Genomic DNA, 21,848 nt, shown 5'->3' with positions numbered 1-21,848 from the left:
TGAGCGCTGCAACCACTAGGCTCGCGCTGCGGTAGAAGCTGTTGGAAACATGTGCGCCCCGACACCGCAGGTGCGCCCCTTGCGAGACGCTCAATGACGCCGAAAGCCCTCCTTCTGGCCACCCTGGCAAGCGCTTCGCTCCTCGCGGCCGGGTCCGTTCAGGCCGCCGACCCTGCGATCAAGCTGCATCAAGGCGATATGTTCACCGATCCGGTCGGGACGGTGCTGAATGTGTCTGTCACCAACGGCACCCCGGCGACGCTGGCCTCCGTGGAGGTCACGTGTGACTTCACCTCCGGCGGCAAGCCGGCGGGCCAGGCCAGCACCACGATTTACAACATCGTCGCGGGAGCCAAGGGCGAAGACCAGGTGCACCTGATGGGCCCCGAGGCCGATGCCGCGACCTGCGCCATTGCGTCGACCTCCGCTACGAAATAGCAGGACAGCACCCCGGCCGCCGCGCGCGCCGCCTTCCGGCCGCAGTGGCGGGCACGAGTATGCTCGCCACGGGGCAGCGCGTGCTCTGAGTGCACTTTGGCGACCGCCTGCGACACGGCGTGGCGATCAGCCCTGTGGCGGGCTTGCCAGCCGCGCCACTTCCCTATATCTCGCCCACCTGCAATGGGCAGAGGCGCCCAGCGACGGAGGGGTGGCCGAGTGGTTGAAGGCGCACGCCTGGAAAGTGTGTATACGGGGAACCGTATCGCGGGTTCGAATCCCGCTCCCTCCGCCAACATTTCTCATCAAATACTTGATATTGTTTGATAGTTTTTTAGCTCGCGAAGAGCTACCCCACCGCATACCCCACCCGTCGACAGACATTCCGGCGAATTCTGGCGAACGCGGCTGAACAAAAAAGGGCGGCAGGCCCGTGGCCGCCGCCCTGTTCCCGGTCATCGGTTGCGCGTGCTGTCAGTCGTCATCATCATCGTCGGGCGGATTAGCGACGACCGGAATTGCCGTACCCTGGCACTGCTTGATCAGCAGCGTGAGCGGATTTTCGGTCTCACCGACGATCTTCGGCTTGTCATTGAGCATGCCCATGTGGCGCATCAGCAGTGTGAGCGCGGCTGTCTTGTCGGAGAGCTTCAGCTTCTTGATGGACCCGACCGCCGTGCCGCCCTCGCGCAGTTCAATCGCATCCAGGCCGATCAGTGCGGCAGCGGTGTCGTCATCCATCTCGTGCAGTGGCTTCATCGTGCCATCGCCATTGAACACCTTGCGGATATCAAGGAAGGCAATCCGCGCGACTTCCTGAAGCACGCGATCCTGGGTGACCTGGGTGCGGGCGCCTCTTTCTGCCATTCCGGTCGCGATCCGTTCGGCAACCGGAGTTTTGCGGAGGAGCTGACGCCCGATGTCCACAGCCGTCTTCGCGCTGTACCCCGCTCGCCGCGCCGCTTGGGTGGCATTCAGATCAACGAGGTATTCCTCGGCAAAACGCTGCTGCTTGGCCGTCATACTGGCGCGTGTCATGAAACGTCTCACTTGTAGTGTGTTTTCGTGGGGAATGGGGGGAACAAGGGGTACGCGACTGATATCGTTGCCGAATTTCTGTTCCCCTCCTGTTTTTGTCTTGGGGAACAAGGGGAACACGCTTGGCCTCGACAGCACACAGCTGGCCGGGCACCTGTGCGCTCAAGCCTCCGCGTCTTCCATGATGGTCGAGCGAAGGACGTAACAGCGGGGTGGCTTCTCAAAGCCCGGTAGCCGGCACTTGGTCTGGGGTTTGCTGTCGCTACCAACCTTAAGAAATCCGCGCTTTGCCAGCACTTTGGTGACGAAAGCCGCGTCCAGTCCGGCGCAAATGTCGGTTTTCCAAGCCTCCGGCAGAACGATGTACTCGTAGCCATTGCTGGCATCACCGCCCCGAAATCCCACCCGGTTGATCACGCGCGGTTCGGCATGGTCTCGCCCTTCTCCGATCGGCTCGAACCGCGATGCTCCGTGCAGTTCGATGAAGTGGCGCACCTGTGCGATGGCGCTCCGCTCTTCCGCAGGCTCGATGCCACCACGCTGCGCCAGCCAGTCGTGGAAGCACCGCGCCGCTGCCCGCATGGCCTCACCTTCCGGCCAAGGTAGGATCCCCGCCTCACGAGCGATCTCACCCGCCGCCGCGATCAAGCCGAACCGCGCGGTTACCCGGCTGATCTGGCCGTCAGCACCATCGGGACAGTGGTCGCGGACAAATTGATCGGCAAGAGCGCGTGCCTGCTGGCGAACTTCGGCGAACCGCTCGACCACGCTCTTGAGGTCGGCGCGACTGGCGTGGCCATAATGATGACCGGCCGCAGACTTCAGATGGCGGGCGAAGGCGTCGGCGCTGTCGAAGCCATGAAGATCCTCGAACAGGCCGAAACCAACGCCGGCATCGGCGGGGATGTCGACGATACGCACCTCCTGGCCGGCAGCCGCACGTCGGGCGCGCCCATCCTCGGAGAGCTTGTCGGCAAGGCTCACTTCGCCACTGGACAGGAACAGAACGCGCCAACTTGCCGCAGACCGGGCCTCACCGCTTCGACCGGCACGCGACTTCCCTGAGCCGTTTGCAAGCATGTAGGCGATGGAGCCGGCCTCGCACCCATCGACCTGCCCCATTTCGTCCAGGCAGAGCAGCGCATCGCAATGAAGCGCGGCGACACCTTCCAGGCCATTGGACGTGGCTCGCCACGTCCGAAGGAAGCCATTGAGGCCACCGCCACCCCAGACCGAGCCGCCGACAATGAGCGCCGTGCTCTTGCCGGTCGACGACGCTCCACGGAAATGAAAGCCGCCGCCCTCGGCATCGAGGGGATAAAGCAGCGGCGCAGCAAGTGCGGCCGAGATGGCGAGAGCCAAGCGGGAATTGCCTGCCGCGTATCGGGCGACGTCCTGTTGCCAACCCGAGAGACTGCCTGCAGTGCGGAACGGATGATCTGGCGGCACGGCAGTTTGCAACAATAGGCGCTTGTGAGCGGCGCCAGAGCCGATTGCGCCGTCAACGGTGACGTAGGTCCGGCCATGCCAGCCGGTTCGCGACACACACCGCGCCTTTTCCTTCGGACGCTGGGTACAGATGAATTCGTGCAGAAATTCCCGCGCCTTGTTGCCGGGCGCTGGGGTCAATCCCATGCGCAGCAATTCGCGCCGATAGTCCGAGCCATCGCCCCCCAGCAGTTCCATGGGCATAGCCCATTCTCTGGAGCGACCATCGCGGTCGAGGACGCGCAGCAATCGCCCCCAATTCCGACCATCCTCGTCCCGCGTCTCGGCAACAACGGTCAATGGCGAGCAGAACCAGCGATATTCCTGTCGCGATTCGCCCATCTCTTTGACGTCGCAGAGCTTGAAGACGCCCGTCGGATCCGACTTGAATAGAGGCGATGCCTCCTCGGCAGCGCGCATCACATCGGAGTTCAACACGGCATCGGCGGCCCGCTTCTGGCGGGCGTCGAGATGGAAACCGATCACTTCGGCATCAGTATTTATCAGGTTTGCCAACGTTTCAGCGGTCAGCCCCGCGTCGACAGCATCGACGATGCCCCACCCTTCGTCAGGAGGCAGCGCATCACCCCAAACGTCGGCAGCAACGAGGCTGAGATCGAGCGCCTTCACATTGCCGGCACCCGCCTTGGCCACCTCATGAGCGACCATGTCGGCCCACGCCTGACCCGCGCGGCCTATCGCAGGCAACAAGACGACCGACCTGCCGGCCAGCGGTGAGAAGGCCGTCGATGCAGGGGATTTAGGATCATGTGCCGTCGTGGTCGCCACCATGTCCGGCAGTAACATCATCGCCGCATCGACCGACCATTCGTCCGGGCAGATCAGCACGGGCGCCGAGCGGCGGGATAGGATCGCCGGCAGATTGAACAGCGGCCGGGGCGCCGGCATCGCCTTCATGCGCCAGCCGCGTTTGCCATTACCCAGATCGCAGAAGGTGACGTGCGCTACCTGGCTGGAGTCGTGATCGTCGGAAGGCCAGCGAGCCGTATAGCCCACCAGGTGGCCGGCTGCATCGCGATAGTCCCAGGCCCTCTGAGGCTCGCCCCAAGCGGGGTGCTTGAAGCGCATCGGTGGCGCATCGACGGGCACGGGAACGATCGGCATCCTGGTGGGCGTGGTAGCGGAGGGGGCCGGCTTACGGTCGAAGCAACCGTCGAGATCGACGATGACACGATGTTCAATGCGATCCGGCCCAATAGCGCTTCCAATGCTGGCCTTGATCTGGCGCTTTACGACATCCAGCACGGTTCGCTGGGTCCAACGATGCTTCTCATCGCCGTTGACCATCTGCATGCCGGCAGCAAGGAGGGAGCGCTCCGCATCATCGCGAGCGATTTCGCCTGAAGCGATACGCTGTCCAATCTTGAAGGAGGAGCTCGCCAGCACGTTCGACTGATTGCCGGGCGCGGCGCACGGATTGGCCGTCATTATCGTTGCCGCCTCATGGGCGATGGCCTACCGTACCAAACGGAGACGCCGCCCGAGATAGCGCCAGGGGACTTGGAAACGAGTTGGATTGACTGCGCCGTTCCCGGCATCTTCACGCCAGCCTTGCCGTCTTGAGATTCCAACCTGCCAAGGGATTAGGTAGCGCGAAAGTCCTCAGCGCGGTTCGAGCCTGAAACGGACGTTCGCAGCGGTTATCACGAATGACCGATTTGGGGCCGTCTCCGGGCAGTCAGCTATCGGGTAACGAATACCGCGCAGCTGCCCTTCTGCTCCCCCTTGTCGCCCTTCTCAGACGTTGCTTGAACGACCGCGAGCGGACATTCCGACTGTCGCGAGTTCACACGCTGCTCGGACTGGTCCTACTGCCAGAAGCGCTTTGCACATTCACGCGCAACGTCTTCCCGAGAAAGGCCCAGGTCGCGCAGGCGCTCGTCATCGAGCTCGGCAAGCACTGATCGCTGCTGCGAACGCTGGATACAAAGGTGGATCCGCTTCACCAGACTCTGCAGTGCGTCTGCCTGGCTGATCGTATGCCGGGGCGTCGACAGTGTGCGATGGCGGACCAAAACATCGGCCATTTTAGCCTCCGAGGGATAGGTAACATTTTATGGAATCCTCATCTCCAATTTGATCCTCTTGCTGCTGGCCTGCCACCGCTGCTAGGCTAAACTCTTATGCGGATGGGCCAAGCGACAACATCGGAATCTCTGCTCGCAGATCGGGAAATCGATCGGCCGGTTCTGGTGCTCGGCATCGACTACCCGGACGGGTACGAGGCTGCCCTTCACCATCACCAGCGTGCCCAGTTCCTTTATGGATCATCGGGCGTCGTCCTCGTGTCCACGCCCGAGGGTTCGTGGATGATGCCGCCACAGCGTGGGCTTTGGATCCCGGCCAATACGCAGCATGCTGTTAGGATGTTGGGCCGGGTCGCGATGTGCAGCCTCTATATCGATGAGGCCGTCTTTCCCGACCGTTTCGGCGGATGCGAAGTAGTTGGCGTGTCGGAACTGCTTCGAAGCCTTCTGATGGCTGCACCCGGCATTGCCACCGAGTACGACGAGGCAGGACGGGACGGCGCCCTGGTCAACCTGTTGCTACATGAGCTGCGAGGGCTGTCACCCTTGCCCCTTTCGCTGCCGCTTCCTCGGCATCCACGCCTTGCTCAGAGGTGTCGGAGTTTCATAGAGAGCCCGTCGCCTCACGAAACGATCGACGACTGGAGCGATGAGGTTGGAATGAGCCGAAGAACGTTCACGAGGCTTTTCAAACAGGAAACCGGATGCACCTTCGTTGAGTGGCGTCAGAAAGCCTGCCTCATGTCGGCGCTGCCGCAACTGGCCGAAGGACGAAGCGTGACCAGCATCGCGCTCGCTCTCGGCTATGAGAACCCGGCTTCGTTCACGGCGATGTTCAAACGACTGCTGGGATCAGCGCCATCGGCGTATCAAACGAGGCGCTAGAATGATCGCGCCGCATCCTCGACTGGCAACTATGCCACGGCATCGTACGAAAGCGGACTGTCCGCTTCCACCCGATTGTGGCCGTTGGCCCCACCACACTCGGTCCCGGCGAGGGAATGATTTTCCACGGCCGTTGCGAGGCCGACTGCAGACCGTCCTCTATTGGGGACCTTAAGTGGGAAGCGGACATATCGCGGATGAATGTCCGAGGCAGAAACTGACCCATGACGGACGTTCAGAAGGGCCGCTTCTGGATAGGATCAGTCGTTAAGTGTCTGCCCGAGAGCAGGCGCATCGTCCGAAACTACGAACAGCGCCTCGACGTCTCCGAAGCCATGATCCATGTCGCGCTCGGAAGCCTCATCCTGCGACGGGTCGTCCGTCCTTGAGCATTTTCCAATGGACTCTTATGTCTTATGTGTAGCTTCGAGCCGCTCGCCGTATGGCTGGCGAGGTAGTCGGTTCGGTCGCGGATGCAACACACTCCACGGGGGGCACTGGACGACATAGAATGGCGCTGGCTTGGTGGGTCAATTTAGGAGTCCGGGTACTCATCCACTTGTACTTGGCTCTCGATCACATTGCCTGGAATGAAATAGCCAAGTTTCCGCCGTAGCTGGTCAGCTTTTTCCACGGCTTCGGAAGACCAATCTTGAGTGTCGAGGAGCATGAAATCCTCCGACGATCCTTTTGCCCCACGCGCATCCAGCCCGATACCGACGATATAGCGCTTCTCTGGTTTGACCGCTTTTGCAGCAATGCACCGAGTTTTTAAGATAGAGGCGCGATCTGCCCGATAGGCGACATGATCCCCTCCCTGATCTCCGCGCCCGATGTAAAGGACATAATTCACGTCGGGCTGGCCGGATTCTAGAATGCTTCCTATGGCGTTCTGCCTGGCGATTTCCGCGCGCTCTAGAATGCAGTTGGAGAGTATACGTCGGAAGAATCTGGTCTCACCAGCCATTATCCTGACCAGCCGCTCATGGTCACTCATCTCCATTTCGTTGCCAAACTCCAACGTTTCTTCGAGATAATGCCCGGTGACATATTCGATAAGTCTGTCCCAGAAATAGCTGGCCTCGTTTTTAGCACGTCCGCGCTGGAACGAAGGATCGGCTTCGACTTGAGGCCAGAGGCCCGGCTCGAGCTGGACAGGAAGTTCCGAGGGCGGGAACGTCCGATCGTTCCAAAGATAATACGCTAGGAGATCGAGTTCCGATTCCGCACCGACAAATTTACCTCGGTTGAAAAACTCCATTTTGCTGTCCAAGTAGTGGATAAAGTCCGATATCGTCGACAATTCTTTAAGGATAATTGCCAAGCTCTGGTCATCGAAAATGTGTACCCAGCCGCCAGCCTTATCAGTCTTTCCGACCGTGAACGGTATCGCATCGTTCTGTACCGACGGGAAGACGGCTAAACCGCGTCTGCCCGTGCTGGCCTGGGCCCGCTCGCCGGCGCCGAGCGCGACACAGATGCGATGAATTCGTCTGTCCTGTCGGGACGGGAGATCGAGCGGAAGCGGCGCTGTGCATTTAGCGTCAAGGAAGACACGGTCCGGACAGCTACTCAGCCAGCGCTCGGCCTGGTCGATCTGATGGACGGAATCGGAAATGGATCTCCGGTACCAACGTGACCAATCCAATCCCGGGTTACCCGTATTGGGATAGGCACACGATTTGTCGGAGAAAAGCAGTATGTCGCGGCCGAACACGACTAGCAGGTCTGTGAGTTCCTTGCCTGGCTTCTTGAACAGATTGGGATAGGTCCACAACTTCAGGAAAGAACGGTCGCACAGGTCCGAGAGGACCTTTTCCGATTGAGTAAGACCTGCGGAGCGTTTGAACCGCATAAATGATGGAACTCCAAATTTTGATCGATGAGCACGGAGGCATCTTGGTACGGTCGCCCGCCCCCGAGCAGACGTAGGATAGCGATCAAATCAAAATTCCCTCCTTGCCGTACGGCTCCTTCGACTCGTAGTGAGTATTTGTTGATTCCTAGCCGCGCGGTCGCCTCCGCAACCGGATAGCCCCCGTGTCCGCTTGTAGAGCGGCAGTGCGCTGCCCATCAACGCACCGCCAGTTTGCGTCCAAATTCGGCCGTTGAGTTGGACTTCATCCGATCCCAGAGCAACGGCTCGTTCAACATTGCACTGAACTTGGATAAAAATCTCCTTGCAGGGTTTGCTTGCACGGCTAGGTTTTGTGCGGGGGGCGCAAATGAGCTATCGGCGAGCATGGAAGGGCGACGAGTGGCAGGCGTTTGCCCTGCAACTCGTCCAGCTGCGTCACGGGGCCGAGAACGTCCAAGTGGTGCCAGATGCAGTGCAAGGTGATGCTGGCCTCGAGTTTTTCACAACATCTGGTTGTCTCTATCAGTGCTACGCGCCCCAAGAGGCGTCGGATGTGGCCAAGGCCGCAAGCGCAATGAAGGCGAAGGCTGGTCAGGATCTGCCGAAGCTCGCCAAATATAAAGACAAGATCGAACCCATCTTATCGGGCATTGTCGCCAGTCGATGGATACTACTGTGCCCATTTCTGGATAACAAAGAGGTGGTAGCCGATGTAAGGAAAAGAGGCCTAGCGATCAAGTCGCAGGGGCTACCGTTCCTTGATTCCGGCTTCGAAGCGCTTTGCCAATGCCAGGAGAATTTCGCCGGCGAAATTGAGCAACTGAAAGCACTTTCCCTCGGTCCTCCACTAAAGGTTGACATGCCGTCTGCTGACGACGTGATGACCGCGAGCAGAACATCTATCGGAATGAGGATAGACGAGAAGCTTGTGCGGGCTTACGGGCCCTCCGCCACCGATGCGCAAATTTCGTCGCGGCGGGATGCATATGTGAAGGCCCACCTTTATCGCGAGAACGCGCTCGATCAGCTCCGTCAAAACCATTCAGTACTTTGGGAACGAGCCTTCCAGTCCTTAGAGGCGGAAGAGACCCGGTTGATAGCGGTTGGCGCCGGTTCCGCTACGCTGCCCGCCGAACAGCTTCAGGCAAGCATGACGAGGATTGAGGAGTCGCTGACGAAAGCGCTCCCTACACTGTCGACGGGCGTAGTCACGCAGATCGCACTCGGAACAGTCAGCGACTGGCTGATCCGCTGTCCGCTCGACTTCCCGGAGACTACGTAGTCGTGCCAAAGATTGATGTTACCACGCGCCGATTTTCGTTTCAGCGCCGGCCGACCCCTGTCCCAGGAGACCTCCGGATTGTCTGGCGCGTCGCGTTGATCATGGCGATGCTTGGTTGCTCGCGATCCAACCGCGCGTCGCTGGCCAAACTGCATATTCTCAACGACGTCGTCCGGTCGGACAGCCATGATCGGTTGAAGCTCGCTCTTGCGGGCGACAAGAATCAACTGCCGTGGAGTTTTCGAGTCGAACCGGCATTCGCCCGGGCGATCGACTTCGTGGTCGGCGAACAGTTGGCGACCTGGACGAAAACGACCGGGCGCGCGGCCCTCCAACTGACGAAGAACGGCATCGAGTCGGCCAACGCCGTGCTCAACCTCGAGGACGCATTAGTCGTTGAGCGTGCGGTTGTCGCTGAGTTGGCGAAGACAATTACCGAGACGAGGGTAGGCAATCTGCTGGGTGAGGGGCGTAGCGCATGATCCGGCTGCGGCACCTGCGATTGCGCTCCTTCACCGCCTCCCGAGCCTTCGGAGCCGACATCCCGTTTCAGTCGGGCTTGAATATCGTTCAGGCGCCAAATACGTCGGGCAAATCGACCTGTCTTCAGTCCATAATATATGCTCTTGGACTTGAGCGATCTCTGGGCCCGCAGCTCACGATACCGCTGCCGTATGCGATGCGTGAACGAATCCATGAGTTCGAGGAGGCACCCTACGAACTCGTCCTACAATCCTATGTGGAACTCGAGATGGAGAATGCGGAGGGCGATATCGTCGTTCTCCACCGCGATATCGTTGGCGGCAAGAACACCAAATTGATCCAGACTTGGAGCGGCCCAGCACTCAGCTCGGGACTGCCAGCGGGCGAGCAGCGTGACTATTTCGTGCTCGATGCCGGTTCCGCGACTCACGAGGACGGCTTCCACGCGTTCCTCGCCAAGTTTCTCGGCTGGGACCTGCCAATTGTGGCCCGGTTCGACGGGACTGAGTGCCCGCTGTACCTCGAGGCGATCTTTCCGATGCTCTTCGTCGAGCAAAAGCGTGGCTGGTCGAGCATTCAGGGCCCGTTCCCGACATTCTTTCGGATTCAGGACATTGCCCGCCGGGTGATGGAATTTCTTCTAGACTTCGAGACTGCTCGCAACCGGCGGAAGCGGGCAGAACTACGAGGGATGGTCTCCGATCTAGTGGGACAGTGGTCGGACCGCCGCAGGACGCTGGAGGATGGCGCAGCCAGCGTCGGACGAATCCGGGGGCTTCCTGCGCAACCGACCCCAGAGTTTGCTACGACGCCAGTCATCAACCTCCAGCTCTATTATCAAGGCGAGTGGGTGAGGCTCGGAGACGTAGTCGAAACCGTTTCCGCCCGAATTGCCGATTTGGAGGCGAGCCAGCTGGAGACCGTAGAGGTCGCGGCGCCCGACATACAATCCCGTGTGACGGACCTGCGCGGGAAGATCGACGTTCTCGCGGCCGTGCTCGAAGCCGTTCGGGTCGAGCATGGGGCGGAAATGCAGGACAACAAGGCTCTTGAGGCTCGGGTTAAGTCGCTGGAGGCCGACCTGAAGCGAAACCAGGACGCGCAGAAGCTCCAACGCCTGGGATCGGACTTGGGGAAGGCTGCATCCGAGCACGTCTGCCCGACATGCCACTAGGATGTGTCGAACGAACTTCTACCCAGTGTTGGGATCGTTGGCATGGCTCTCGAAGAAAATGTTACTTTCGTAAAGTCTCAACTTGAGCTGTACGATTCGGCATTTTCGAACTCACGGGAACGCCTTCAGGAAATCGCAGCTCGCTACCGCGGGTCCGAGCGTGACCTACAGGACATGCAGCAACAGTTGCGTGCACTTCGTCAGGAACTTATGAGGCCGAGTGCTTCGCCCTCACGTGCCGCGATTGAAGAGATCGTCCGCCTTCAGGCTTTTGTGGAGCGGCTGCGAGCCGTGGACGACTTGTCCTTGTCTCTCTTAGACGAGCTGCGCCAGATCGCCGCGGACTGGGCTACCGTGACCAACGAGCTTCGCCTTTTGCCGAGTGATGAGCTCACGTCGTCGGATCGAATGAAGCTTGAGCTATTCCAGACCACTATTCGCCAACACCTCGATCGATACGGCTTTCGCTCGTTCCAGCCTGATGAGATTTGCCTATCAACCGACAATTTTCGGCCGCTGGTCACGCAAACAGAAAAAGGAGAGACGGTCGAGAAGGAGATCAACTTCGAAGTTTCGGCCAGTGATGCGATCCGGCTTAAGTGGGCTTACTACTTGTCGTGTCTTGAGCTGATGACGCACGTTGCGACCAACCACCCCGGTCTGGCGATCTTTGACGAACCGGGCCAGCAGGAGATCGAGTCCGCCAGCCTGTTCGAATTTCTTCGATCAGCAGCTAGGGGAGCTGCGGCCGGGCGGCAGGTCATCGTATCGACTTCCGAATCGCTCGAAGCTGTCAGTTCGGCGATTAGAGACACTGCGAACATCGTGAGTTTTCCGGCATTCATTCTTCAGCCAATAAGCTCGTGAACTCGTTCCTGCCGTGGCGTGGAGGCTGCTGAAAGGTCCGGTTATTGGTGCCATGGGAAGGTCAGTTCATGGCGCAACCATGACCTCCAGAGCGGTAAGTGGAACGTCAGCTTTGAGGAATGCGATAATCCGATCTCTACGTCCGACATGGCGGCGCAAAGCGGACGTTGGCAGCTGAATATCAGCCCGTCCCCTTCCCACGCCAAAACAGACCTCTGTAAAAGGGCTTCGAGGGATGCCTATATGTCATGAGTGGCGGCTTGATACTCACGCGATGCGGCGCCCGCACGGCGGCACCCGTGGCAATGGGCTGACCTGCCACTGCTTCGTCATCCAAAGGCCGGAGGCGTCACATGATCGAGTCGATCACGCCGCCATCGACCCGCAGCGCGGCGCCCGTGGTGGCCGAAGCGAGCGGCGAGGCGAGGTAGACCACCAGGTTCGCCACCTCGTCGACGGTTGCCGGCCGGCCGATGATCGAGGTTGGTCGGTGGGCCTTCACGAAGTCGGCGCCGGCCTGCTCCAAGGTCTTGCCGGCTGTCACCTCGGCCTTGAGCATTGCCGCCACGCCTTCGGAAAGCGTCGGCCCGGGCAGGATGGAATTGACGGTGACGCCGGTGCCGGCCATGCGCTTGGCCAGTCCACGGGCGAGCGAGACGTCGGCGGTCTTGCTGACGCCGTAGTGGATCATGTCGACGGGAATGTTGAAGGCGGATTCCGAGCCTAGGAACAGCATGCGGCCCCAGCCGCGCTCCGCCATGCCCGGCAGGTAGGCGCGAGCCATGCGGACGCCCGTCATGACGTTGATCTGCCAGTGCCGTTCCCAGATATCGTCGGTCGTATCGAAAAAGTCCGAAGGCTGGAAGATACCGAGATTGTTCACCACGATGTCGAAGGAAGGCGCCGCCGCGACAAGGTCGCGGGCCCCCTCCGGCGTGCCGAGATCCATCGCGAGCCCGCGCGCCGCGCCGCCCAGCCGGGCCAGCGCGCTGTCGACATTGTCCTGAGTACGGCCATTGATGGCGATGTCCGCGCCGGCGTCGCGCAGGCCCTTGGCGATGGCGAAGCCGATGCCGGCGGTCGAGCCGGTGACAAGGGCGGTCTTGCCGGAAAGATCTATCTTCATCGTCTGTTCCTATGCTGGTCACGGCCCCGATCGAAGGACGGTCTCGGACCCGCCGTTTCACCTGCGGAAGCTGCAAAGATAGGCGGGGCGCCAATCTAGGCTGTTCGGTTCGCCCGGTCGTCAGATGCCGGCTGCCCCAGTCGCGCGACCTTAACCGTCCTCCAGCCTCAGGAAGGTGATCGCGGCGGCAGCGAGGATCCCATCGACGCCGGGCGAACCTTGGACGCCGCGCGAACCTTGGCGGCATCGAGCGGAAGCGCCCGTAGGCGGGTTCCGGTGATGTCGCGGATGGCGTTGGCGATGGCCGCGCCCATCGGTCCCTGCGCGGCCTCGCCCGCGCCGAGGAACGGCAGGCCCGGACGCTCGACGAGATGAACCTCGACGCGACGGGGCACATGGGCGAAGCGCAGAATCGGGTAGGATGCCCAGTCAACCGAGGTGATGCGTTGGCGATCGAAGCGCACGCCCTCGAACAGCGTCCAACTCGTGGCCTGCACGATCCCGCCCTCGATCTGATTGCGGACCCCATCGGGATTGACCACCTGCCCGGTATCCACAGCGGCGATCGCGCGCTGGACGACCGTCCGGCCGGTGTCCTGGTCGATGGCAAGCTCAAGCGCGATGGCGCAATAGGCTTCGAGGTTCTTGTAGCGGGCAAAGGCAAAGCCATATCCGCTGCCGGCCGACAGCGTCGGGCGCCCGTTCCAGCCGAAGCGCTCAGCGGCGAGCGTGATTACGGCGCTCGCCCGCTCGTCCCTCAGGTGGCGCAGGCGGAACGCGACCGGGTCTTGGCCGGAAAGCCTTGCCAGGTCGTCCATCGTGCTCTCGATGGCGAACACGTTGAGATAGCCGCCGAGCGAGCGCATGGAGGAACCGCGTAGCGGCATCTGCGGCAGGAAGTGGTTCACCGCGCGCGCGTTCGGCAGCACGTAGAGCGGCACCGCGTTGCGGTCGCCGCCGCCTTCCGGCATCGGCAGGTCGACGGGGGGCGCCGGCAGGAAGGGATTCGCGATGTCGCGCGCGGCGAGCAGCGTGCCCGGCGGTCCCGGCCGCATCATGTGGGACTGGCTCCACACATCGTGCTGCCACGCGGAAATCGACCCGTCCGGCCCCAGAGACGCCCGCACATGGGCAGCCATGCCCGGCCCGAAAGGCTCCCAGGCATGCTCCTGCTCGCGCATCCACTGCACGCGCACCGGCCGCCCCGGCAGGGCGCGGGCGAGCAGGGCGGCGTCGGCGCCGACATCGTCGGCACCGTTCTGGCCATAGCAGCCGGCGCCCTCGACATGAATGCAGCGGACTTTGCCGCGCGGCATGGCACACAGCGTGGCGAGCGCGTCGCGCAGGGGATAGACGCCTTGCGTATGTGTCCAGACGGTCAGGTCCTCACCGTCCATATGGGCGATGGCGCAGGACGGGCCGATCGAGCCGTGGGAGAGGTAGGGCCGGCTGAAGAGAGCATCGACATCATAGGAGGCGGCGTCCGGCGTACCCACATCGAGGATGGTGGTATCCTTCGTGGGCAGCGCCATGAGCGCCTCGGGAAGCTGTGCCTCGTCGGGCAGCGCCGCGCTTTCGTTCCACCGGGCCGAGGCCGCCAGCCGCCGCATCGCCTGGATCGCGGTCCATTGCTTCTCCGCGACCACGCCGATGAAAGCGCCGTCGCGCACGACCTTGAGCACGCCGGGCATGGCTTCGACGGGCGCGGCGTCGAGGTCGATCAGGCGCGCGCCATAGCTTGGCGGCCGGACGATGCGCCCGTGCACCATGCCGGGCAGGCGCATGTCCTGCACATAGGCGGCCCCGCCGGTCAGCTTCGGGGGGATGTCGACCCGGGCGACCGGGCGATCCATGACCGCGAAATTCTTCGGATCGGTGAGGATCGAGGTCGGCTGGGCGTCGACGTTGAGAAGCTGCGCGGAGACAAGTTCGCCATAGCCAAAGCTGAGGTTATCGGGCCCGGTGATGACGCCGTCCCATGCTTTCAGGCCGTCCGTGCTCCTCCCGACCCGCCGGGCGGCTTCGCCGATGAGGATCTCGCGCACCTGCGCGGCGGCGTTGCGGATCGCGGTCCCTGAATCCTGCACCGAGTGGCTGGCGGCTGTGTAGCCTTCGTTCGGCGTGCGCGCCGTGTCAGCGGTGATCAGCGTGATACGGGGCAGGGGTAGCTTCAACTCTTCCGCCGCGATCTGCAGAAGGGCGGTCTTGATGCCTTGGCCGAGTTCGGCCTTGCCGGTGAAGATCGTCGCATTGCCATCCGCTTCGATGCGGATCCATGCATTGAGCCTTGGTGTGGAATCGAGGCTGCCGGGTAATCCGCGCAGCGGCGTAGCGCTGGCGCCGGTCTCGGTGAGCGCAGAGGCGCTGTGCGGCACGCCGAAGGCGAGAATCAGCGCGCCAGTACCGCGCAGCACGTCGCGGCGCGAAAGGGCGGGACTCATCGAACCGCCTCCGCCGCCCGCGACAAGGTCCGTGCCGCGCGCTTTACCGCACGGATGATGCGCATATGCGTGCCGCAGCGGCAGAGCTGCGGTTCAAGGGCGGCGAGGATGTCGTCGTCCTGCGGGTCGGGAACGCGCACCAGCAGCGCCTGTGCCCGCAGGAGCATGCCGGCGATGCAGTAGCCGCACTGCGCCGCCTGTTCCTCGATGAAGGCGGCCTGCAACGGGCCGGGAGCGGCTATCGTGCCGAGCCCTTCGATGGTGCGGATGTCGCGCCCGTTCATGAGCATGACCGGCGTGACGCAGGAAAAGACCGGCTCCCCGTCCACCAGGACCGTGCAGGCGCCGCACTGACCAAGCCCGCAGCCGAATTTCGCGCCGTTAAGCTCCAGTTCGTCACGCAGCACATAGAGCAACGGCGTATCGGGCTCGGATGTGACCAGGCGTTCTTCGCCGTTCAGAGTGAGCGTGATCATCGGTCAGCTCTCGCATGGCTTGAGGAAGCGGCGGCGCGGCGGGCGGCGGCGATGGCGTCCGCCAGGCCCGGCCACGGCGCGAGGCCGGCAAGATCCTGCCGCAGATATCCGACCAGCGCGCTGAGTGCCGCGTCGTCCAGCGCGCCACCGAAGTTCGGCATGATCGGACCGGCCTCGCCATCACGTGCCGGAACGCCCTGCAGGAGGATGTTCAGCAGGTTTTGCGGAGACGACGCGGACAGGCTGGACGAGACCGCGAGGTCGACGCCGCCCAGTGGCAGGGGTCGCCCGGCCGCGTGGCAGGCGCGGCAAGCGGCATCGAAGATGGTTTGCCCCGGTGGCAGGCCGGCGGGCGGCGCGGCACTAGCCGTCTGCCAGCCTGCCGACTGGGGACGCAGGCCCGCAGCCTCGGCGGGCGTGGGAGCAAGGGCCAGCGGTTTTTCAACCGGGTGGCCGAGCGAGGCGAGATAGTGGGCCATCGCCGCCACGTCGTCCGCCGGCGCCTCGGCGAGATTCTCGACCACCGGGCGCATGGGGCCGAGCGCGGCTCCATGGTCGGCGTCCCAGCCCGCGCGCAGATAGTGGCCCAGCGCCGCCTCGGTCCACGGGATGCGGGCCGGCGAATGGCTGCCGAGCGGAAATGCGGTCCAGCTTTCGGCCTCGCCGCCGGCGAATGCCCGCGAGCCGATCTCGGCCCCCATCAGATTGCGCGGAGTATGGCAGGCACCACAATGCGCGAGGCCCTCCACGAGATACCGGCCTCGGTTCCATTGCGCATCGCGCGAAGGTTCCGCAACGAACGGCCCAGGATGAAAAAACAGCAGCTTCCAGCCGGCGAGGACGAGGCGGATGTTGATGGGGAAGGGCAGGTCGTTAGCTGGCGCATGCGCGACCACCGCGTCACGGGTCATCAGGAAAGCGTAGAGCGCCTTCACGTCCCCGTCGGTGGTCAGGCTGAAATGGTCATAGGGAAAGGCCGGGTAGAGATGGCGTCCCTCGCGATCGACCCCTTCCCGCATGGCACGGGTGAAGGCCGCCAGCGACCAGCGGCCGATGCCGGTTTCGGGATCGGGGGTGATATTGGTCGAGTAGATCGTGCCGAACGGGGTGGGCATGGCGAGGCCGCCGGCAAAGGTGCGGGCATCGGGCGCCGTGTGGCAGGTGCGGCAATCGCCGATCAGGGCAAGCGCGGCGCCGCGGCGGACCTCGTCGTCACTGAATGAGGCCGTCGAGGGCGGGTCGATGGGCGCAAGCGCGCTGCGCCACGCATAGACCAGCGCCGCGGCAAAGGCCGTCATCGCCAGCAAGCAACCAAACAATAGTATGCGCCTGAATGACATCCATGACCTCAACTGGAACCATGGATACATTGGGACGATGATAACCCTTTCCAGAATGCCCGATCCGGTCGGCCGGGCTCAGACACCCGCCGTCAGGGTTGAAACAGCGGGAGGCAATGTGATCTATGCTCAGCGATGCCAGCCTCGGAAAATGACGGATTCGGGAAAAGGCCGGCCCCTCTGGCCGCGCTCTTCGGCCCGTTCAAGCTGCTGCTCGGTTCGAAGCAGCTGTTGAAGGAGGGCCTGCCCGTGGCGATGGGCGGGCGTGCGCTTGAGCTTCTCGTCATTCTGGTGGAGCACCAGGGGCAGGTCGTGGGCAAGCAGGAGCTTCTGACGCGGGCCTGGCCGAATCTCTTTGTCGAAGAGGCCAATCTCCGGGTGCAGATGGCGGCGCTGCGCCGGGCTCTGGGGGACGGTCAGTCCGGCCAGCGCTACATCGTCAACGCGACCCGCATCGGCTATAGCTTCGTCGCCCCGGTTCGCCTCGTCGAACTCGACGAGGCTGAGCGGGCGGGACCGGCGGCGCCCGCTTCCGTGCGCGAAAACCTCCCCCTCGTGGTCACGCCGGCTATCGGACGCGAGGTGGTCGTCGCTTCGATCCGGCAGGAGCTTGGGCGGCACCGGCTGGTGACACTGGTGGGCTCCGGCGGCGTTGGAAAGACCACGGTCGCGATCGAAGTGGCCCGAGCCAGCCTGCACGAAAACGGTGCCGTGATCTTGGTCGATTTCGCCCAGATCGGCGATCCCGTTCATGTCGTGCCGGCGGTGGCGACAGCTATCGGCATGAAAATGGGGATCGGCCAGTGGCAGGTAGGCGATCCCCTGCCGGTCGAGCGCGGCCTCATCATCCTCGATAATTGCGAACATGTGATCGACGCTGCGGCCCATGTCGCGGACCTCCTGCTGCAGACGGGCGCCGGCATACGGGTGCTGACCACCAGCCGTGAGCCGCTGCGCACACGGGGAGAATGTGTGCTGCGCCTTCCCGGCCTCGACGTGCCGCTCGATGCCGACACGCTGACGCCGGATGGGGCCCTGGCCCTTCCGGCCGTGCGGCTTTTCGTTGATCGGGCCGCCGCCGCGCTTGGCAGCTATGACCCCGAGCCCGGCGAGATCGCGACCATTGTACAGCTTTGCCGGCGCCTCGACGGTATTCCGCTGGCTATTGAACTGGCGGCGGGACGGGTCGACGCCTTCGGGATTCAGGGCCTGGCGGAGCGGCTCGACAATGTTCTCGGCCTCCTCGTGCTGGGACGGCGCACGGCCCCGAAGCGGCACCAGACGCTGCAGGCGACGCTCAATTGGAGCTATGACCACCTGACGGCGGGCGAACAGGCCACGCTGGCACGGCTGAGCGTTTTCGTCGGTCATTTCCCGCTTGAGGCGGCCGCCCGCGTCGCCTCCTTCGACGAACCAAGCTGGGACACGATTGAAAACCTCACCAACCTGGTGAGCAAGTCCCTGGTCAGCGCGGACTTCTCGCAGGCCGTGCCGCGCTACCGCCTGCTGGAGACCACGCGCGCCTACGCGATGGAGAAGTTGCGCGCGCGTGGCGAAGTCCGCCGGCTGCGGCACCGGCATGCGCTCTTCATGAAGGAGGCGATGCAGCAGGCCGAAAGCGAATGGACGCGTGTGCCGGCGGCGGCATGGGTGAATATCCATGCGGGCCAGCTGGACAATCTGCGGCTGGCGCTGGAGTGGTGTTTCGGGCCGGAGGGCGATCCGGCACTGGGGGCGGAACTCATGGCCGTCTCTTCCGTGCTGTGGTTCCAGATGTCCCTGATCGACGAGGCGCGCGGCCTGTTCGAACGGGCGATGGCGGCCCTTGCCCTTCGTGGGCGGCCCGATCCGGCGCGCGAAGTCACGCTGCTCTGCGCGCTGGGCACCGCGCTCGTCTATACGGTGGGGCCGACGGCGGAGGCCCGCGAGACATTGGTCTCCGCCTGCCGGATCGCCCGGCAATCGGGTGATATCGGGCTCGAACTGCGCGCGCTCTGGTGCGTATTCCTGGTCGAGTTGGCTTCGGGCCACTATGGGGCGTCGCTCGCGACAGCGGAACGTTTCGCGTGCTTGGCTGACGACGAGTCGCGCTTTTCCGCCAGCAGCAATGTGCGGACCGGCCATCGGCTGAAAGGCTTCGCGCAGTATTATCTCGGCGACGTAAGGGCCGCCCGCCTGTCTCTCGAAGCCGCGCTCAGCGCGGGCGAATCCGATCACAGCGCCGTGGTGCGCATGCAGTTCGACCAGGAACTCAATGCGCGCGCCTACCACTCGCAGGCCCTGTGGTTGCTGGGGCATCAGCATCAGGCGCTGGCGATCGCCGCGGCCTGCGTCGCGGATGCCCGGGCGCTCGGGCATGCGACGACGATGTCGCTGGTGCTGGTCGAGTCGGGCTGCCCTGTCGCGCTTTATGCCGGCGATCTCGACGTGATGGAGGAGCGGGTCGATCTGCTGCAGGATATATCGGTTCGGCACCCGTTCGGGCCGTGGATCGCCTGGGGCCAGTGCTTCCGGGGCGCGCTTCATCTGGCCCGGGGCGATCTCGCGCGCGCGGTCGCGGAGCTTGGCGAGGGGCTGCACAAGCTCGCGCGTACGGGATGGCCGATCCGGCGCGCGATGTTTCTCGGCCACCTCGCGCAGGCGCTTCACGCCATCGGCGAACCGGAGGGCGCGCAGCAGCGGATAGAGGAAGCACTGGCGCTGTCGCGGGCATGCCGGGAGCGGTGGATATTGCCCGAACTTTTGCGCGTCCAGGCGGTGCTTTTCGAAACCACGCGGCCCGACGAGGCGCTCCACTGCCTCGAGCAGGCCCAGGTAATCGCCCGCAGCGACGGCACGGTTGCATGGCTTCCGAAATGCGAAGCGCTGGCGAAGCGCCTCGGGCGAGGCTGACCTGCGGCGGCTTTGCCCGCGTCGTCGTGCATACTGGCAAGGATCGGCCGGTCGATGGCGTCCGTGCCGCCGGGAGCGTAGACGCAAGGCATGGGCCTCTGACAATGTGCCGTCCAAACCACGCGCGCTAAAGGGTTCGGCCGAATGCCTTCCGCCACAGCGAGTTTGCCGACCGACAGAGCTCCGGTGCCACACGCTGCCCTGTCGGTCTACGTCATGGTCGCCCTGCTGGCCATGGCCGGGCCGCTCTACATCGACATCATGCCGGCGATGATCGCGGCGCTGCGCACGGAATACGGATTGAGCGCCGTGCAGGCCGGCTATGTGGCGTCAAGCAACGGCTATGGCTCGACCTGCGGCGCCCTGGCATCTCTTTTCGTCGTGCCGCGCCTTGCCTGGCGCCCGCTGTCGGCGGCGCTCCTCCTCGCCATGGTGGCGGCGGACAGCGCCACTATCGGCACGCACGGGTTCGAAACCCTTGTCGTGCTGCGCTTCTTCCACGGGCTTGCCGGCGGCCTGCTGGTGGGCGTGTCCTATGCCCTTCTTGCCCAGATGGCCGATCCGCGACGCGGCTTCGGCATCCTGTTTGTCTTTCATTTCGGCTTGGGGGGTGTCGGCATCGTGGCGTCCATCTTCGCCTCCAGCTTCTTCCGGCAGGGCATGGTCTTTGCCGTTCTGGTGGTGTTCAGCGTCGTCGCGCTGGGGCTGCTCCTGCGGCTTCCCGCGTTCCGCCAGCCGGGCGCCCGCCTGCCCGCTGCACTGCGGGGCGGGGTGGGATGGTCGGCGCCGCTCGCGGCGCGCATCGGCGGGCTGTTCCTTTTCCAGGCGGCGAATCTGGGGCTGGGCGCGTTTCTCATCGGCATGGCCGGAGACTTCGGGCATACGCCGGCCTTCGCCGGCACGGTGGTGGGCTTCGGGTTGTGTGCGGGCGTGCCCGGCGCGCTCATCATGCTGGCGCTCAGCCGACGCTTCGGCTGGATGCCGCTGGTTCCGGTGGTCGCCGCCGCCGGCCTCTCGAAGCTGCTGGTGCTAGCGGGCGCGCAGCCGGCGCTCTATGCCTTGGCCGTGGCGGCGATCTTCTTCACCATGGCAATCGCGCTCCCCTATGCGTTTGCACTTTGTTCACGCGACGACAGCACCGGGCGGGCGGCATTGTTCGCCGGCTTCGCGTCCAAGCTCGGGCTGGCCAGCGGCCCCGCCATCGCGGGCATCGTCTATTCGCACGGCGCGCCTCTTCTGGTCGGCGTCTCGGTGGCCACCGTCATGGTCGCCGCCTGCATGTTCGCCCTCTCGCTGCGCGGCGAGTGGGCGAGCAAGGTGCCGGCGGGGCGATGATTTTTCACTAATTTACACCCGCGCGAAAAGCAGGCGGGTAAATTCCCGGTCGATGACGTCTGGCAGGTCTTCCCCGGGAGCGATTTTCGATGCGGCTCAACCAGCAACTGGATCGCGAGTTGGCGCTTGCAGCGATGCAGGCCCGGCTCGACGAATGGGAGTGCCATCTCGCGGCTCAGTCGCTCGTCGAGGCGCTGCGCAAGGAAGCTCAATTCGAGATCGAGCAGGTGGTGCGCACGCCCGGCGCCTTGTCGCGACGCGTGCGTTCAAGCGTTCACCTGGCCCATGGCGCCGACGGCGCCGTGACCGGCGCCCGATTGAACGTTGAACGCGACGGCGAAGCGATCTTCGAGTGGCATCTGCCCCTGAGCGAGGATCCCCATCTCGCCTCGTCCGAGACAAGCCTCGGCAGCGGCGTGTTCGTCGTGACCAACAGCGCCATGACGGCCATCATGCTGCACGCCGCCACGATTGATCAGCTGATTGGTGAGGCCGCGAAAGCTTCCGATATCCGGTCGAGTTGCAGGCATATCGCGCACAATGCGAGGCGAGCCTGGCGCGCTCTCAGCGTCAATGTCGAACCGGCCTCGTCGAATGAATAGAAGACGCCTCTTTCGTCGATAATATGAAATCATGATCTGATCAAACGTTTGTATATGCGCCCTGTCGAACGCGAA

At 63.4% G+C, this 21,848-nt stretch carries 17 protein-coding genes, 1 tRNA gene and 1 pseudogene; 11 read left to right on the top strand and 8 right to left on the bottom strand.

Annotation, left to right across the window (positions count from 1 at the left end):
- Positions 1-93: 93 nt before the first annotated feature.
- Both G3A50_RS11930 and G3A50_RS11925 read left to right on the top strand, forming a co-directional pair.
- The gene (locus tag G3A50_RS11930) at positions 94-438 is read left to right on the top strand and encodes a hypothetical protein (RefSeq protein ID WP_163075481.1); all 345 of its coding nucleotides are present in this window, start codon (positions 94-96) and stop codon (positions 436-438) included.
- Between the two features lie 205 nt (positions 439-643).
- A tRNA-Ser gene (locus G3A50_RS11925) sits at positions 644-733 on the top strand.
- 179 nt (positions 734-912) lie between these two features.
- On the opposite strand, the gene G3A50_RS11920 is transcribed toward G3A50_RS11925, so the two are convergent.
- The 3 genes from G3A50_RS11920 to G3A50_RS11910 all read right to left on the bottom strand — a co-directional run bounded on the left by G3A50_RS11920 (position 913) and on the right by G3A50_RS11910 (position 5,012).
- A complete protein-coding gene (locus G3A50_RS11920) occupies positions 913-1,476 on the bottom strand; it encodes a terminase small subunit (RefSeq protein WP_170308637.1) in 564 nt (187 codons plus the stop codon).
- Positions 1,477-1,638: 162 nt separating this feature from the next.
- Positions 1,639-4,413: a DUF927 domain-containing protein gene (locus G3A50_RS11915; RefSeq protein WP_163075480.1), complete on the bottom strand. Its 2,775-nt coding sequence runs from the start codon at positions 4,411-4,413 to the stop codon at positions 1,639-1,641.
- 380 nt (positions 4,414-4,793) lie between these two features.
- Positions 4,794-5,012: a DUF1127 domain-containing protein gene (locus tag G3A50_RS11910; protein ID WP_163075479.1), complete on the bottom strand. Its 219-nt coding sequence runs from the start codon at positions 5,010-5,012 to the stop codon at positions 4,794-4,796.
- Between the two features lie 96 nt (positions 5,013-5,108).
- Here G3A50_RS11910 and G3A50_RS11905 point away from each other — a divergent pair, with 96 nt between their 5' ends.
- Complete coding sequence (locus tag G3A50_RS11905) at positions 5,109-5,897, top strand: AraC family transcriptional regulator (protein ID WP_246251637.1); 789 nt, start codon at positions 5,109-5,111, stop codon at positions 5,895-5,897.
- Between the two features lie 287 nt (positions 5,898-6,184).
- Positions 6,185-6,286 (top strand): annotated as a pseudogene (locus tag G3A50_RS11900) (IS5/IS1182 family transposase); the annotation flags it as partial.
- Positions 6,287-6,432: 146 nt separating this feature from the next.
- On the opposite strand, the gene G3A50_RS11895 reads toward G3A50_RS11900, so the two are convergent.
- Complete coding sequence (locus G3A50_RS11895; protein ID WP_163075478.1) at positions 6,433-7,752, bottom strand: hypothetical protein; 1,320 nt, start codon at positions 7,750-7,752, stop codon at positions 6,433-6,435.
- Between the two features lie 370 nt (positions 7,753-8,122).
- Here G3A50_RS11895 and G3A50_RS11890 point away from each other — a divergent pair, with 370 nt between their 5' ends.
- Genes G3A50_RS11890 through G3A50_RS11875 form a run of 4 tightly spaced genes read left to right on the top strand, consistent with a single transcriptional unit; the run spans position 8,123 to position 11,561 of the window.
- On the top strand, positions 8,123-9,037 hold the full coding sequence (locus G3A50_RS11890) for a hypothetical protein (RefSeq protein ID WP_163075477.1): 915 nt from the start codon (positions 8,123-8,125) through the stop codon (positions 9,035-9,037).
- A 2-nt stretch (positions 9,038-9,039) separates the two neighbouring features.
- Positions 9,040-9,519 carry a hypothetical protein gene (locus tag G3A50_RS11885; protein WP_210255134.1) on the top strand — a complete coding sequence of 160 codons (480 nt, stop codon included), beginning with the start codon at positions 9,040-9,042 and terminating at the stop codon, positions 9,517-9,519.
- Positions 9,516-10,694, top strand: coding sequence for an ATP-binding protein (locus G3A50_RS11880; RefSeq protein WP_163075475.1), 1,179 nt, complete (start codon positions 9,516-9,518; stop codon positions 10,692-10,694). The genes G3A50_RS11885 and G3A50_RS11880 overlap by 4 nt, the downstream gene beginning before the upstream one ends.
- Before the next feature lie 42 nt (positions 10,695-10,736).
- Positions 10,737-11,561 carry a hypothetical protein gene (locus tag G3A50_RS11875; protein ID WP_163075474.1) on the top strand — a complete coding sequence of 275 codons (825 nt, stop codon included), beginning with the start codon at positions 10,737-10,739 and terminating at the stop codon, positions 11,559-11,561.
- Between the two features lie 349 nt (positions 11,562-11,910).
- On the opposite strand, the gene G3A50_RS11870 is transcribed toward G3A50_RS11875, so the two are convergent.
- The 4 genes from G3A50_RS11870 to G3A50_RS11855 all read right to left on the bottom strand — a co-directional run bounded on the left by G3A50_RS11870 (position 11,911) and on the right by G3A50_RS11855 (position 16,902).
- Positions 11,911-12,687, bottom strand: coding sequence for an SDR family NAD(P)-dependent oxidoreductase (locus G3A50_RS11870; protein ID WP_163075473.1), 777 nt, complete (start codon positions 12,685-12,687; stop codon positions 11,911-11,913).
- Between the two features lie 167 nt (positions 12,688-12,854).
- A complete protein-coding gene (locus G3A50_RS11865) occupies positions 12,855-15,128 on the bottom strand; it encodes a xanthine dehydrogenase family protein molybdopterin-binding subunit (RefSeq protein ID WP_163075472.1) in 2,274 nt (757 codons plus the stop codon).
- Positions 15,125-15,604: a (2Fe-2S)-binding protein gene (locus G3A50_RS11860; protein ID WP_163075471.1), complete on the bottom strand. Its 480-nt coding sequence runs from the start codon at positions 15,602-15,604 to the stop codon at positions 15,125-15,127. Before G3A50_RS11860 ends, G3A50_RS11865 begins: the two co-directional genes overlap by 4 nt.
- Positions 15,601-16,902 carry a c-type cytochrome gene (locus G3A50_RS11855; protein ID WP_246251636.1) on the bottom strand — a complete coding sequence of 434 codons (1,302 nt, stop codon included), beginning with the start codon at positions 16,900-16,902 and terminating at the stop codon, positions 15,601-15,603. Before G3A50_RS11855 ends, G3A50_RS11860 begins: the two co-directional genes overlap by 4 nt.
- Positions 16,903-17,079: 177 nt before the next feature.
- On the opposite strand from G3A50_RS11855, the gene G3A50_RS11850 reads away from it, so the two are divergent.
- The 3 genes from G3A50_RS11850 (at position 17,080) to G3A50_RS11840 (ending at position 21,773) form a co-directional block, all read left to right on the top strand.
- On the top strand, positions 17,080-19,836 hold the full coding sequence (locus G3A50_RS11850) for an ATP-binding protein (RefSeq protein ID WP_163075469.1): 2,757 nt from the start codon (positions 17,080-17,082) through the stop codon (positions 19,834-19,836).
- Positions 19,837-20,022: 186 nt separating this feature from the next.
- Complete coding sequence (locus G3A50_RS11845) at positions 20,023-21,171, top strand: MFS transporter (protein WP_163075468.1); 1,149 nt, start codon at positions 20,023-20,025, stop codon at positions 21,169-21,171.
- Between the two features lie 89 nt (positions 21,172-21,260).
- On the top strand, positions 21,261-21,773 hold the full coding sequence (locus G3A50_RS11840; protein WP_163075467.1) for a hypothetical protein: 513 nt from the start codon (positions 21,261-21,263) through the stop codon (positions 21,771-21,773).
- Positions 21,774-21,848: the final 75 nt, after the last annotated feature.

Origin of the sequence: Ancylobacter pratisalsi (assembly GCF_010669125.1) — a bacterium.
In the GTDB taxonomy this organism is placed as follows: Bacteria; Pseudomonadota; Alphaproteobacteria; order Rhizobiales; family Xanthobacteraceae; genus Ancylobacter; species Ancylobacter pratisalsi.
Note: the sequence above shows the minus strand (reverse complement) of the source record. Positions and strands in the feature narration are given on the sequence as shown.